The organism is Streptomyces sp. NBC_01116, from assembly GCF_041435495.1.
Taxonomy (GTDB): Bacteria; Actinomycetota; Actinomycetes; order Streptomycetales; family Streptomycetaceae; genus Streptomyces.
Genome location: NZ_CP108644.1, coordinates 6,532,277 through 6,545,175, shown reverse-complemented (window position 1 = coordinate 6,545,175; position 12,899 = coordinate 6,532,277). Strand labels below are relative to the sequence as shown.

Below are 12,899 nucleotides of genomic sequence, written 5' to 3'. Positions count from 1 at the left end.
GCCGCATGGCCAACCATGGGCGGTTCGGGAGGATCCCGGGCGCGCCATTCGCCCGGCTTCACCCCTTCAGGTGACAGAAGTCCCGTACGGCTGCGCGAACCACGGGGCCGGGGACCCCGAAAAGCACGCGGCCCCCGCTCCGGTGGTCCGGGAGCGGGGGCCGACGCGGGCGCCCGGAGGTCAGGCGTCGATGCGCGAGCGGTCCAGGGTGGCCGCGGAGCTGGTGATGAACTCCTTGCGGGGCGCGACCTCGTTGCCCATCAGCAGGTCGAAGACCTGCTCGGAGGATTCCAGGTCGCCGATGTTGATGCGCCGCAGCGTGCGGTGGCGCGGGTCCATCGTCGTCTCCGCCAGCTGATCGGCGTCCATCTCGCCCAGACCCTTGTAGCGCTGGATCGACTCCTTGATCCGGACGTTCTTGCGCTGGAACTCCAGGAGGGTCTGGCGCAGCTCGCTGTCGGAGTAGGTGTAGACGTACTTGTCCTGGCCCTTCTTGGGCTGGACCAGCTCGATCCGGTGCAGCGGCGGAACCGCGGCGAAGACCCGCCCCGCCTCGACCATCGGGCGCATGTAGCGCTGGAAGAGGGTCAGCAGCAGGCAGCGGATGTGGGCGCCGTCGACGTCGGCGTCCACCAGCAGGACGATCTTCCCGTAGCGCGCGGCGTCGATGTCGAAGGTGCGCCCGGACCCGGCTCCTATGACCTGGATGATCGCGCCGCACTCGGCGTTCTTCAGCATGTCCGAGACGGACGACTTCTGTACGTTGAGGATCTTTCCGCGGATCGGCAGCAGCGCCTGGAACTCGCTGTTCCGGGCCAGCTTGGCGGTGCCGAGCGCCGAGTCCCCCTCGACGATGAACAGCTCGCTCCGCTCGACGTCGTCGCTGCGGCAGTCGGCGAGCTTGGCCGGCAGCGAGGAGGACTCCAGGGCGGTCTTGCGGCGCTGGGCGTCCTTGTGCTGCCGGGCGGCGATCCGGGTGCGGGCGGCGGCGACGGCCTTCTCCAGCACCGCCCTGGCCTGGGCCTTGGCGTCCCGCTTCGTCGAGGTCAGGAAGGCCTTGAGCTCCTTGGCGACCACGCCGGCCACGATCCGGTTGGCCGCGGACGTGCCGAGCACCTCCTTGGTCTGCCCCTCGAACTGCGGCTCGGCCAGTCGTACGGTGACGACCGCGGTGAGCCCTTCGAGGGCGTCGTCCTTGACGACGTCGTCCTCGGCGACCCGCAGCATCTTGGCGGAGCGCAGCGCCTCGTTCACGGTCTTGGTCAGGGAGCGCTCGAACCCGCTGACATGGGTGCCGCCCTTGGGGGTGGCGATGATGTTCACGAACGACCGTACGGTCGTGTCGTAGCCGGTGCCCCAGCGCAGGGCGATGTCGACGGCCAGCTCACGGGTGACCTCGGTGGCGGTCATGTGGCCGCGGTCGTCGAGGACGGGCACGGTCTCCTTGAAGGTGCCGGTGCCGCTGAGGCGCTGGACGTCGCAGACGGCCTTGTCCTGGGCCAGGTACTCGCAGAACTCGCTGATGCCCCCGTCGAAGCGGAACGTCTCCTCGGTCTTGCCCTCGCCGTCCAGCCCCCGCTCGTCGCGGACGACGATCGTGAGGCCCGGGACGAGGAAGGCCGTCTGGCGGGCGCGCTGGTAGAGCGTCTCCAGGTTGAGCTTGGCGTCCTTGAGGAAGATCTGGCGGTCCGCCCAGTACCGCACCCGGGTACCGGTACGGGTCTTGGGGACGCGCTTGCCCTTGCGCAGGCCGTTGGCCGGATCGAACGGGCTGTCCGGCCCCTGCTCGGTGAACATGCCGGGGACGCCGCGCCGGAAGCTGATGGAGTGGGTCGCGCTGTTGCGGTCGACCTCGACGTCCAGGCGGGCGGAGAGGGCGTTGACCACGGAGGCGCCGACGCCGTGGAGGCCGCCCGAGGCGGCGTAGGAGCCGCCGCCGAACTTGCCTCCGGCGTGCAGCTTGGTCATGACGACCTCGATGCCGGAGAGGCCCGTCTTGGGCTCGACGTCGACCGGGATGCCGCGGCCGTTGTCCCGGACCTCGACGGAGGCGTCGTCGTGGAGGATGACCTCGATCTGGTCGCAGTGGCCGCCGAGGGCTTCGTCGACGGAGTTGTCGATGATCTCCCAGAGGCAGTGCATCAGGCCGCGGCTGTCGGTGGACCCGATGTACATACCGGGGCGCTTGCGGACCGCCTCCAGCCCTTCGAGGACGAGAAGGTGCCGCGCGGTGTAGTTGGAGCTGTCCCGGTCGCCGCCTGCTCCGGTCAGCATCGCGGTGGACGGCACGGACGTTTCGGCGGTCACGCGGTTCGCTCCTCGCTGAATTTCATCTGGGGCCCCCGTGGGTATCGGGCTGGGCTTCGGTTGCCGCTGAGAGCCTACAGAGGCCTGGTAGAGCGGTTGTAACGCCACCCTCGGGGAATCCTCATGCTAGTCGAGCCTCATCCGGGCTCGCATGGGTGTTCGATCATTCGTTGGAGTGACGTGCACATCACGTTCCCTTCGACGCATGAACCATTTAGGCTCCGGGCACGTCCTCATGAACAAACCGGCAAGCCGGCCGGCGGGACCGACCCCTAGACAAGCAATGCGAAACCGTAGCGCTCCGCATACGGCACATTCGCCGCCAACCGGCAACGGACAGCCGCACCGAGAAGAAGTTTCGAAGAAAAGCCACGAGCGGGAACGTTTTCGGCCTGGTTGGATGTTGACCCTGGTACGACAGCTCGTCGAGCTAGAGAAGAGGCGACGTGACTACTGTTCTGACCCCCGCGAGCCCGCTGACCGCAGCAGACCGCTGTGACCGTTGCGGCGCCCAGGCATATCTGCGCGTCGTCCTGATCAGTGGCGGTGAACTGCTCTTCTGCGCCCACCACGGGCGCAAGTTCGAGCCGGAACTCAAGAAGATCGCCGCGGAAATACAGGATGAGACGGATCGGCTCACCGCCGTGCAGACGGCTGCCGCCGACGAGGAACAACACTGATACCTCGCATCCACGACGAGCCAGGGGCCGGTCCAGGACCGGCCGACGGGCGGCTCCCCCACCGGGGGAGCCGCCCGTTCTCGTCCGCGGGGACCGCAACCTGACAGCGCTGCCCGTCCGCGAGGATCACGCGCGGGCATCGCCCCGGTCCCACGAGGATCGCCCGCGGCCACGCCGCGGCACCGGCGTCCGCCGCCCGTGCCCCGACGCGGGGCGGGCGCGGTCAGATGCGGCCCTCGGCCCATTCCAGGGCGGCGGAGACCCGGGTGTACACCCCAGGGCTGCCCGCGCGCCCGCAGCCACTGCCCCAGGACACCAGGCCGATGAGCCGCCCACGGGCCACCAGCGGCCCGCCGCTGTCGCCCTGGCACGCGTCCCGGCCGCCCGCCGGATCGCCCGCGCAGAGCATCGCCGAGGCCTTGTACGTACCCTCCCTGCCGCCCGGGTAGGCCCGCTCGCAGTCGCTGTCCGGCAGGACCTGGACCCGCGCGGAGCGCAGCACGGAGGCGTAGGCGCCGCTTCCCGTCGTGTCGCCCCACCCGTAGACGGCCGCCTCGGTCCCGGCCCGGTAGGCGGAGTCCTCGCCCGTGGCCGCCGGGATGACGCCGCCCTCCGGCATCGCGTGGGACAGGGTCAGCACCGCGAGGTCGCCGGCGTTGGAGCCGGGGTCGTACGCCGGGTTCACCCAGATGGACCGGACCGGGATCTCCCGGCCTGTGGAGTCGCTCAGCCGCTCCCGGCCGGCGATGACCAGCAGATCCCTCACCCGCTCCGCCGGCCCGCCGAGCGCCTGGTCACTCAGGCAGTGGGCGGCCGTCAGGATCTTCGTGGGCGCCACGGCGACGCCGCCGCAGAACTGTCCCGAGCGCGCCCCTCCGAACCGGTCCCTGCTCGACAGCGCCACGACCCAGGGGCTGTCCGCCACCGGGGCGGGCTGTCCGCCGACGATGATGCTGTCCGCGACCGCCGCGGAGGGCGAGGCGAGAGGCAGCACGGCCGCGGCGGCGGTCAGGGCGAGCACCCCGGTCAGGGCGCGGACGACGGAACGGGGCATGGAGGCTCCTGACGCTGAGGCGGTAACGGTCCACCCAGCGTGATCCAGCCGGTCACCGTCCGCACCCGAGGACACGCCGGAGGGCCCGGATCCCCTGGGGGTTCCGGGCCCTCGGCCGGTGAATCTTCCTCGATCCGCGCGATCTAGTCGAGGTAGTCCCGCAGCACCTGCGACCGCGACGGGTGACGAAGCTTCGACATCGTCTTCGACTCGATCTGACGGATGCGCTCTCGCGTCACGCCGTAGACCTTGCCGATCTCGTCGAGGGTCTTCGGCTGACCGTCGGTGAGACCGAAGCGCATCGAGACCACGCCGGCCTCACGCTCGGAGAGCGTGTCGAGCACGGAGTGGAGCTGCTCCTGGAGGAGCGTGAAGCTGACCGCGTCCGCCGGGACGACGGCCTCGGAGTCCTCGATCAGGTCACCGAACTCGCTGTCGCCGTCCTCACCGAGCGGGGTGTGGAGGGAGATCGGCTCGCGACCGTACTTCTGGACCTCGATGACCTTCTCGGGGGTCATGTCGAGTTCCTTGGCCAGCTCCTCCGGGGTGGGCTCGCGGCCCAGGTCCTGGAGCATCTGGCGCTGCACGCGCGCGAGCTTGTTGATGACCTCGACCATGTGCACCGGGATACGGATGGTGCGGGCCTGGTCGGCCATCGCGCGGGTGATCGCCTGACGGATCCACCAGGTGGCGTACGTGGAGAACTTGTAGCCCTTGGTGTAGTCGAACTTCTCGACCGCACGGATCAGACCGAGGTTGCCCTCCTGGATCAGGTCCAGGAAGAGCATGCCGCGACCGGTGTAGCGCTTGGCCAGCGAGACCACCAGACGGAGGTTGGCCTCCAGGAGGTGGTTCTTGGCCCGTCGGCCGTCCTCGGCGATGATCTCCAGCTCGCGCTTGAGCTTCGGCGCGAGCTTGTCGGCGTTCGCCAGCTTGTCCTCGGCGAAGAGACCGGCCTCGATGCGCTTGGCGAGCTCGACCTCCTGCTCGGCGTTGAGGAGGGGAACCTTGCCGATCTGCTTCAGATAGTCCTTGACCGGGTCGGCGGTGGCGCCGGCGACGGCGACCTGCTGCGCAGGTGCGTCGTCCTCGTCGTCGTCCGAGAGGACGAAGCCCTTGTTCTCGCCCTCGCCCTCCTCTTCCTCGCCCTTGCCGGCCTTGACTTCCTCGGCCGCCTCGTCGCCGTCGAGGAGCTCGTCGTCCTGCTTGCCGGACTTCTTGGCGGCGGTCTTCTTGGCCGCCGTCTTCTTCACGGCGGTCTTCTTGGCGGCCGTCTTCTTGGCTGCCGCCTTCTTGGCGGGAGCGGCCGCGACGGCGTCGTCGGCCACCGCGTCCCCGCTCTCGGCCGCCGGGGCGGCGGTGGCCGCGACGGTCCTGGTCACGGTGGTCTTCGCCGCGACGGTCTTGGTGGCGGTGCGCTTGACCGGGCTCTTCGCTGCGACGCTCTTGCGGGCGCGCTTCGGCGACTCCGCGGCACTGACCATCAGCGTCACACCCTCTTCCTCGAGGATCTGGTTGAGGCTGCGCAGAACGTTCTTCCACTGGGTTGGCGGAATCTGGTCAGCCTCGAAGGCCCGACGCACGTCATCGCCGGCGATCTGCCCATCAGCCTTTCCCCGCTCGATGAGCGCCATCACAGACTCGGACTCGGCGATCTCCGGCGGGAGCGTACGGGATGTGCTGGCCGACACGAACAACCTCTCGGAACGATGGAAACGGCTTCCGGCCCTGCCCTGGAGAGGGCGGGAACCGACGACCGTCGACTGGGGATGTCGCCGACGGCGCGGGTTTGGCCTCGGAACTGCACAGCGAACCCAAAGGCTGCTGTATTCCTTCCGCGACGCTCACCTCTTAAGTCATCGCGCTGCTTCGAGGAGTGTTACGGCCAATCCGCGTGGCCCGAGTCACACCTCATACGCGACGAAATGGGCCAAGGGTGCCATCCCCCCACAATTATGCCGCCGGACCCGTGCGGTCCGGCGGCACCGGGCCCACGCACCCCGGCCGCGCCCCGGTCAGTGCTGCTCGCGCGGCGCGGGAACCACACGCTCGACGTCGGGGTGGACGACGAGCAGTTGGCGCATGGCCGTCTCGGCCGCTCCGGCGTCGCCGGACGCCAGCGCGTCGGCGATGCGCGCGTGATGGGCGAGCGAGGTCTCGCCCGGACGGTCACAGCCGGTGACCGGGCCTCCGGAGACATGGAGGGCGGCCGAGACGATGCCGGAAAGGTGTTCGAGCATCCGGTTCCCCGCCGCCTGGATGAGCAGGGCGTGGAACTCCGCGTCGGCGCGGGAGAAGGTGATCGCGTCCCCCTGCCCCATCGCGTGCCCCATGATCTCCACCATGTCACCGAGCCGCTGCTGGATGTCGTCCCGGCCGTGCCCGGCCGCGAGGCGGGCCGCGAGCGGCTCGATGGTCCAACGGAGCTCGGCCAGCTCCCGGCGCTGGTCGTCACGCTGCGGACCGAAGGCCCGCCATTCGATGATGTCGGGATCCAGCAGGTTCCAGTCGCTGACCGGCCGGACCCTCGTACCCACATTGGGGCGCGCGCTGACCAGCCCCTTGGCTTCGAGGACGCGCAGGGACTCGCGTACGACGGTGCGGGACACCTCGAAACGCTGGCCGATCTCCTCGGGTACGAGGGGGCGGTCCGCGCCGAGGTCACCGGAAACGATCATCTGGCCGAGCTGCTGGACGAGTTGGCCGTGGAGACCGCGCCCCCGGCTGGCCGACCCGCGTCGGCTCGCCCGTCCCAGCTCGGAATCGGAACCGCCCCAGGCCCGGGCAGCGGCACGCTCGCCGGCCGGTGCCTCCGTATAGGGATAGCGGTCGAGTTCGCCCGAGCCGGCCAGGCCGGAATCGACGGTGCGGGCGGCGGTCATCATGGTGTGCGCAAGGGTACTCACGCATCCTTTGTCGGCGCGGCTCGCCCACCCCTTGAGGTCTTTGGTGAAAAGCACACGAAAGGGTGATCGGCGCTCGCTCCGCAATTGACGCCATATCCGCATAAAGCGGCCATTTCTCAGGGAGTTGTGAGCCCCTGACCTCGATGCGGTGCCTCGACGATCACCAACGCGCCTTTCCTCGAAGGCTGGTGAACAGATACGCGCAGATCAGGGCTGACAACGACAGGGCGAGTGCGGTGCCGACGGGCTGCGCCACCACCCGCGCGACGGCCAGGACCCAGTGGTCCGCCTGCTGCGGCACCTGCCACCCGGCCAGCTCCCGCAGTCGGCCCGGGAGCCCGGCGACCGAACGGGCCGACGGCGCCGCGAAGAGCTTCTGCACCAGCGGAACGACGAGCACCGGAACGGCCAGCACCGCGGCGATCCCCGCCCCGGCCACCCGGAAGACTCCCGCGGCCAGCAGCCCCGCCCAGGCGCAGCCCACCGTCAGGCCCGCCCAACTCGCGCCGAGCGCGACGGCGTTCGAGGGGATCTCGATCAAGTCGGGTCCGTACACCAGCCGGAGGCTCTGCGCTCCGCACACCACGGCGAGGCCCGCGAGCAGCAGCGCGAAGCTCGCGGTCACCGTGAGCTTGGCCAGCAGCAGGCCGAGCCGCCGGGGCACGGTGCCGCGAGCGGCGGCGAGCGCCGGATAACGGAACTCGTCCCCGAAGGACAGCGCCCCGAGCAGACCCGCGCCGAGCGCGGCGGGCGGCAGCGGCAGCAGGGCGGGCCACGCGGCGAGCACGCGGGGCAGCGCGGTGCCGTCGGTGCGGGCGAGCAGGACGGAGACCGCGGCCGACACCACCAGAACGGCCGCCATGATCATGGTCGTTGTCCTGACGCCGAGGGAGCGCCGCAGTTCGTAGCGGAGCGGGCGCAGGGGGCCGCGGGCCGGGCGCACCCGGATCGGGGGCGGCAGCTCGGACAGCGCGGCGGCCGAGTCGCCCCGATCCCCGCTCACCGCCTCGGCCGGGGCGGCGGGTCCGGTGTCGCCGATCTCGTCGGCGAGCCGGTGCACGGGGACGCCGTGGCGGTACGCGGTGTCGCCGATCTCCGCACAGGTGCTGCCGTACACCGTCAGCCGGCCGCTCGCTTCCTCGACGACCTCGACGGAGCGCCGAGCGGCCCGGGCCTCCCGGCTGACCACGGCCGCCAGCCGGGCCGCGTGCGGGGTGCGGACGGCGACCCGGGCCCGGAGCCGGGTGCGGGCGAAGTCGGAGACGTCCTGGTCGGCTACGAGGCGCCCGCCGCCGATGGTGACGACACGGTCGGCCGTGCGGGCCGCCTCCTTGGGGTCGCCGGTGGCGTAGAGAACCGTGCCACCCTGGGTCGCGTACGCGCGCAACAGCCCGTACAGCCAGCTGCTCTCCCTCGGGGACAGCCCCTCTCCCGGTTCGTCGAGGATCAGGGTGTGAGGATCTCCGAGCAGCGCGGAGGCGAGGCCGAGCCGACGGTCCATCCCCACCGAGAGCGTGCCCAGGCGCTGGTCCCCCAGCCCGGCGAGACCGACGACCTCAAGCACCTCGTCGGCTCGGGCCGCGGGCACGCCCGCGGCCGCGCAGAGCATCCGGAGCTGCCCCCGGGCGGTCCGCGAAGGATGGCCCGGTACGTCGCCGAGCAGTACGCCCACTTCCCGTGCCGGGTGGGCGATGCGGTGCAGCGGCCGTCCCCGGAAATAGGCGACGCCCCGCCCGGCGTCCAGTTCGAGCATCAGCCGCAGGGCCGTGGTCTTGCCCGAGCGGGGGGCGCCCAGCAGGGCCGTGACACGGCCGGAGGGAGCCTCGAAGGTCAGATCGTTCACGGCGGGTGGAGCGTCGCGACGGGGGGTGCTGGTGAGTCCGATGGCCTGGAGCATCGCTTATCTCGCGTCTCTCGCGGAAGGTGAGACCGCTCGGCGGCAGGGGTACCGCAGCAACATAACGCGACATTTCAGACTTTTGGTGCAGGGGTGGGCCGACAGGCGTTCCGCGGGGCCATCGCAGCGGAACGCCCGGTGGCTCAGACCTCGGGTCGCAGCATCGGTGGATTGAGCACCGTGGCCGCCCCGGCCCGGAACAACTGCGCGGGCCGGCCGCCCTGCCGCGTGGTCGTCCCGCCCGAAGGCACCAGGAATCCGGGAGTTCCGGTGACCTTGCGGTGGAAGTTACGGGGGTCGAGGACCACGCCCCACACCGCTTCGTACACCCGGCGCAGCTCGCCGACCGTGAATTCCGGCGGACAGAACGCGGTGGCCAGCGAGGAGTACTCGATCTTGGAGCGGGCGCGTTCCACACCGTCGGCCAGGATCCGCGCATGGTCGAAGGCCAACGGCGCCGCCTGCTCCCCCTCCCGGTCGGCTCCGGGGTGCAGCAGATCCTCGACCGGCGCCCAGCGCGCGCTGTTGGCGTCGCCGCCCGCCCGGGGTGCGGGCAGGTCGGGCGCGAGGGCGAGGTGGGCGACGCTGACCACCCGCATCCGGGGGTCGCGCGCCGGATCTCCGTAGGTGGCCAACTGCTCCAGATGTGCGCCGTTGCCCACGGTGGGCTTCGCCGGGTCGTGCGCGCAGAGGCCGGTCTCCTCGACGAGTTCACGCGCCGCCGCGGACCCCAGGTCCTCGTCCATCCTGACGAAGCCGCCGGGCAGCGCCCATCTGCCCTGGAACGGGGTCTCTCCGCGGCGGACGACCAGCGCGCAGAGCGCGTGACGGCGCACGGTGAGCACGACCAGGTCGACGGTGACAGCGAAGGGCGGGAAGGTCGACGGGTCGTAGGGCGGCATGTCGCGATCATAGTCGTCTTCCTGACGATAAACACTCCCTTCGGCATGCTCGTGATCAGCCGGGGTTCCGCGGTCCCCCGCGCGGCGCTCCTGTGATCATCGGGTCGGTACCGGAGCCGTGCACCGGCGGAGGCGGGAGCCACCCGCGCGGCATCACCCTTTCGGGTCCGGGAGGCTTTCCGGTGCGGGGTGTCGTGCTCGCGGACCGCCCGTGTGGCCGTTGGGTGTCCGCATGAGCGGTGTGAGAGTGCCTGGAAGTCCTGGATCCACCCGCCGGTTCGCGCTCTGCGCCGGTGCGGCGGCCGGCGTCCTGATGGCGGTGCGGTTGTTCGTGCCGTCCACGGTGGGGATGGCCGACAACGGCGACGGTTTCCGTCGGATGTGCTCGCTCGACATCGTCACACGGGTTCCGCCCGGCGTGGAACAGTGGCTCGCGTACGCCCACTTCACCTACGTCCGCGCGCCCCTGGACGGCTGCGACCCGGCGCAGGTCTACCCCAGCAGCGGAACCTGGCTGCTCCGTGCCGCGGAACCGCTCAGCGGCCTGCTGGGGCTGCCCGGCAGCCTGGATCTGCGGGCGCTCGCGGTGCTGTTCTGTCTGCTGATCGCGGGCGCCTTCGCGGTGTTCGCTGCGGCGCTGGGCGGAGGCGTCGTCCGCAGGGTGCTGGTGTGCGCGGCGCTGTTCGTGGTGGTCGGGGACAGCACGTTCGCCGGGTACGCGGCGTCTCCGTACGGTGAGCTGGCGGGCCTGACCGGAATGGTGTGGGCGCTCGCGGGCGCGGTCCACCTCGGCGGGACGCCCACCGCGCGGCTGCTGGGGCTCACGGCCTTCACGGCGGGCGCCGTCGTGGCAGTCGCGTCCAAGACCCAGTCGGCGACGATGGCGGTTCCCTTCGTCCTCGTGCTCTGCCTCACGCGGGTACCGGTGGGGCGGTGGGCGGCCGGGTGGCGCGGCCGCGCCGCGCCGCTGCTCGCCGCCGTGCTGATCATCGGCGCGGCCGTGTCCGAGGTCGCCGCGCAGCCGGGGCAGTACCGCCGGATCAATCCCACCGAGATGGTCTTCGTCGGCCTCCTCGCCCACAGTGACGATCCCCGGGCCGCCGCCGTCGATCTGGGGCTTCCGGCGGACTTCGCCCGGTACGAGGGCAGGAGCTGGTGGGTGGAGAAGCCTCCGCAGAGCGATCCCCGCTGGGACCGCTACGAGGACCGGATGACGTACGGGACCATCGCGTCCTTCCTGGTGACGCATCCGGGCGTGACCGCCCGCATCGCCTACCACGCGCTGGACGACTTCGGCGCGGCCCGTCCGGACTACCTCGGCTCGTACCCGGTGGACGCCGCGCTGCCCCCGGGCGCGCAGGAGAACCGGCTCGCCCTGTTCAGCATGTTCGTGACCGATATCGGCGGCGGGCCGATGCTGACGCTCGTCACCGTGCTGGGGTTCGCGGCGGTCCCGTGGTGGCGGCGTACGTCCGACCCCCGCCGCCGGGCGTTCGTCGCAACGGTGCTGTGCGCGGCGGCGCTGACGTGGGCGCAGTTCCTGACGGCGGTCTACGGGGAGGCGATCGAGAACACCAAGCATCTGGTGTTCGCCGTCCTGGCCGGCGGGCTCACCCTCGTCCTGGCCGCCGCCTCGGCCACGACGGCGGGGACCGGCCGACCGGGCGAACCTCCCCGGCAGGGCGGGGCGGATCAGCGGGACTTCGCGTCCTCCAGCGGCGCGGCGGGGGCCGGCGAGGGCAGAGCTGCCTCCGCGTCGCGGCGGGTCCGGGCCTCCGCGTTGCGGCGGGTCTTGGCCCACGACCCGCGCCCCCGCAGGTGGCGGGCCAGCGCCCGCCAGGTGGCGAGCGAGTAGCACCAGACGTACGCCGTGTACGCGAAGCCCCAGCCGACACTGCGCCAGAGACCCTGCGAGGGTTCGCACTTCGCCCGGTAGAGCGGACCCCACATCCCGAACTGGACGACGGCCAGCAGGACGTAACCGGCGATCGGCCACCACCGCACCCCCTGTCCGGTGAGGCCCGCCCCGTCGATCACGTGCCCCACGGCGAGGATCAGCAGCACGGGGCAGACCGCGCTGACGAAGAGCTGGAGCCATGGTTGGAGGAGCGAGTAGCTGATCTCCGCGACCGCCGGGGTGGACAGCCGGCGCGACCGCCACGCCGTGGGGAGATGGCGGGCGCACTGCATCGTGCCCTGGCTCCACCGGGTGCGCTGGACGAGCAGACGGCCCGCGTCCCACAGCGCCTCCTGTTCGACCCAGGTGTCACGGGTGAAGGCCGCCCGGCGCCCCGCGAGGGCCAGGTGCAGGGCGAGTTCGTAGTCGTCCAGCAGCGAGTTGCGCCACGGCCCGCCCCGGTCGGGATCGTCGTCGAGCGTCCGCAGTGCGTCGAGCGTGACGAACTGGCCGTTGCCGCCCAGGGACACGGTCCCGGTGAAGCTGCGGCCGGCCTGGATGGCGGGCACGGCGGCCCGGAACTCGATGTCCTGCATCCGTACGAGGGTGCGGGCGAGGAGATTGCGGAAGCGGCCCGCGCCGGGGAGCGGGCGTCGCTCGTCCCGGTCGCGCATCCGGACCTCGATCTGGACCGCGTCCACGGACGGGTCGCCGAGGAGGTGGGGGGAGGCGACCACGTCCAGGCAGTCGGGGGCGGGAATGCCGTCGGCGTCGAAGACCCCGATCACCACCCTGTCCGCCGGGCTGCTCCCGGGGATCCGGGCGGCCAGGGCGCGGTAGGCGGCGTTCAGGGCGTCGCCCTTGCCGCTGCGGGCGTGGGGCGGTCGCCGGGACACCAGGTGGAGCAGGGGGTCGTCCCGCTGGAACCGGCCGACGACGGCGGCGGTGTCGTCGTCGGAGGCGTCGTCCACGATCCACAGGTGGGCGAGGGGGAAGGCCTCGCGCATCCGGGTCACGGTCTCACCGATCACCGCGGCCTCGTTCAGGCAGGGCACCAGGATGTGCCAGTCGAAGCGTGAGGCGTCCCCCGGCGGCCGGGGTCTGCCGCGGACGAACGGTACGACGAGTGCCAGCAGGTAGCCGACGGAGACGACGGCGAGCGCGAGGAAGAGCGTCATCGTGGCGGTGACCACGGCGCTCGGGGATTCACCCATCCTGGTTCCCTCCTGGGGGATCGGTCCCGCGGACCGGCTCCG

At 71.3% G+C, this 12,899-nt stretch carries 8 protein-coding genes; 1 reads left to right on the top strand and 7 read right to left on the bottom strand.

All coding sequences use genetic code 11. The features are described from left to right. Window positions 1–180: 180 nt before the first annotated feature. The gene (locus tag OG245_RS28885) at window positions 181–2,307 is read right to left on the bottom strand and encodes a type IIA DNA topoisomerase subunit B (RefSeq protein WP_371626308.1); all 2,127 of its coding nucleotides are present in this window, start codon (window positions 2,305–2,307) and stop codon (window positions 181–183) included. Window positions 2,308–2,753: 446 nt separating this feature from the next. On the opposite strand from OG245_RS28885, the gene OG245_RS28880 reads away from it, so the two are divergent. After that, complete coding sequence (locus OG245_RS28880; RefSeq protein WP_018957087.1) at window positions 2,754–2,987, top strand: hypothetical protein; 234 nt, start codon at window positions 2,754–2,756, stop codon at window positions 2,985–2,987. A gap of 223 nt (window positions 2,988–3,210) precedes the next feature. Here the strand turns inward: OG245_RS28880 and OG245_RS28875 are convergent, their stop codons facing one another. The 6 genes from OG245_RS28875 to OG245_RS28850 form a co-directional block, all read right to left on the bottom strand. Continuing rightward, window positions 3,211–4,041, bottom strand: coding sequence for a trypsin-like serine protease (locus OG245_RS28875; RefSeq protein ID WP_371626307.1), 831 nt, complete (start codon window positions 4,039–4,041; stop codon window positions 3,211–3,213). Window positions 4,042–4,184: 143 nt separating this feature from the next. Beyond that, window positions 4,185–5,732 (bottom strand): RNA polymerase sigma factor, encoded by a 1,548-nt coding sequence (locus tag OG245_RS28870; RefSeq protein WP_371626306.1) that lies wholly within the window; start codon window positions 5,730–5,732, stop codon window positions 4,185–4,187. Between the two features lie 324 nt (window positions 5,733–6,056). Next, window positions 6,057–6,926 (bottom strand): FadR/GntR family transcriptional regulator, encoded by an 870-nt coding sequence (locus OG245_RS28865; protein ID WP_371628019.1) that lies wholly within the window; start codon window positions 6,924–6,926, stop codon window positions 6,057–6,059. 181 nt (window positions 6,927–7,107) lie between these two features. Then, a complete protein-coding gene (locus OG245_RS28860; protein WP_371626305.1) occupies window positions 7,108–8,844 on the bottom strand; it encodes an ATP-binding cassette domain-containing protein in 1,737 nt (578 codons plus the stop codon). 143 nt (window positions 8,845–8,987) lie between these two features. Then, a complete protein-coding gene (locus OG245_RS28855) occupies window positions 8,988–9,746 on the bottom strand; it encodes an NUDIX domain-containing protein (protein WP_371626304.1) in 759 nt (252 codons plus the stop codon). A gap of 1,692 nt (window positions 9,747–11,438) precedes the next feature. Further along, the gene (locus OG245_RS28850; RefSeq protein WP_371626303.1) at window positions 11,439–12,857 is read right to left on the bottom strand and encodes a glycosyltransferase family 2 protein; all 1,419 of its coding nucleotides are present in this window, start codon (window positions 12,855–12,857) and stop codon (window positions 11,439–11,441) included. Window positions 12,858–12,899: the final 42 nt, after the last annotated feature.

What these genes read in the sequence shown, in the direction of transcription:
- OG245_RS28875 (WP_371626307.1), bottom strand. Translation starts at nt 4,041, where the DNA reads ATGCCCCGTTCCGTCGTCCGCGCCCTGACCGGGGTGCTCGCCCTGACC.
- OG245_RS28865 (WP_371628019.1), bottom strand. Translation starts at nt 6,926, where the DNA reads ATGATGACCGCCGCCCGCACCGTCGATTCCGGCCTGGCCGGCTCGGGC.
- OG245_RS28860 (WP_371626305.1), bottom strand. Translation starts at nt 8,844, where the DNA reads ATGCTCCAGGCCATCGGACTCACCAGCACCCCCCGTCGCGACGCTCCA.
- OG245_RS28855 (WP_371626304.1), bottom strand. Translation starts at nt 9,746, where the DNA reads ATGCCGCCCTACGACCCGTCGACCTTCCCGCCCTTCGCTGTCACCGTC.
- OG245_RS28850 (WP_371626303.1), bottom strand. Translation starts at nt 12,857, where the DNA reads ATGGGTGAATCCCCGAGCGCCGTGGTCACCGCCACGATGACGCTCTTC.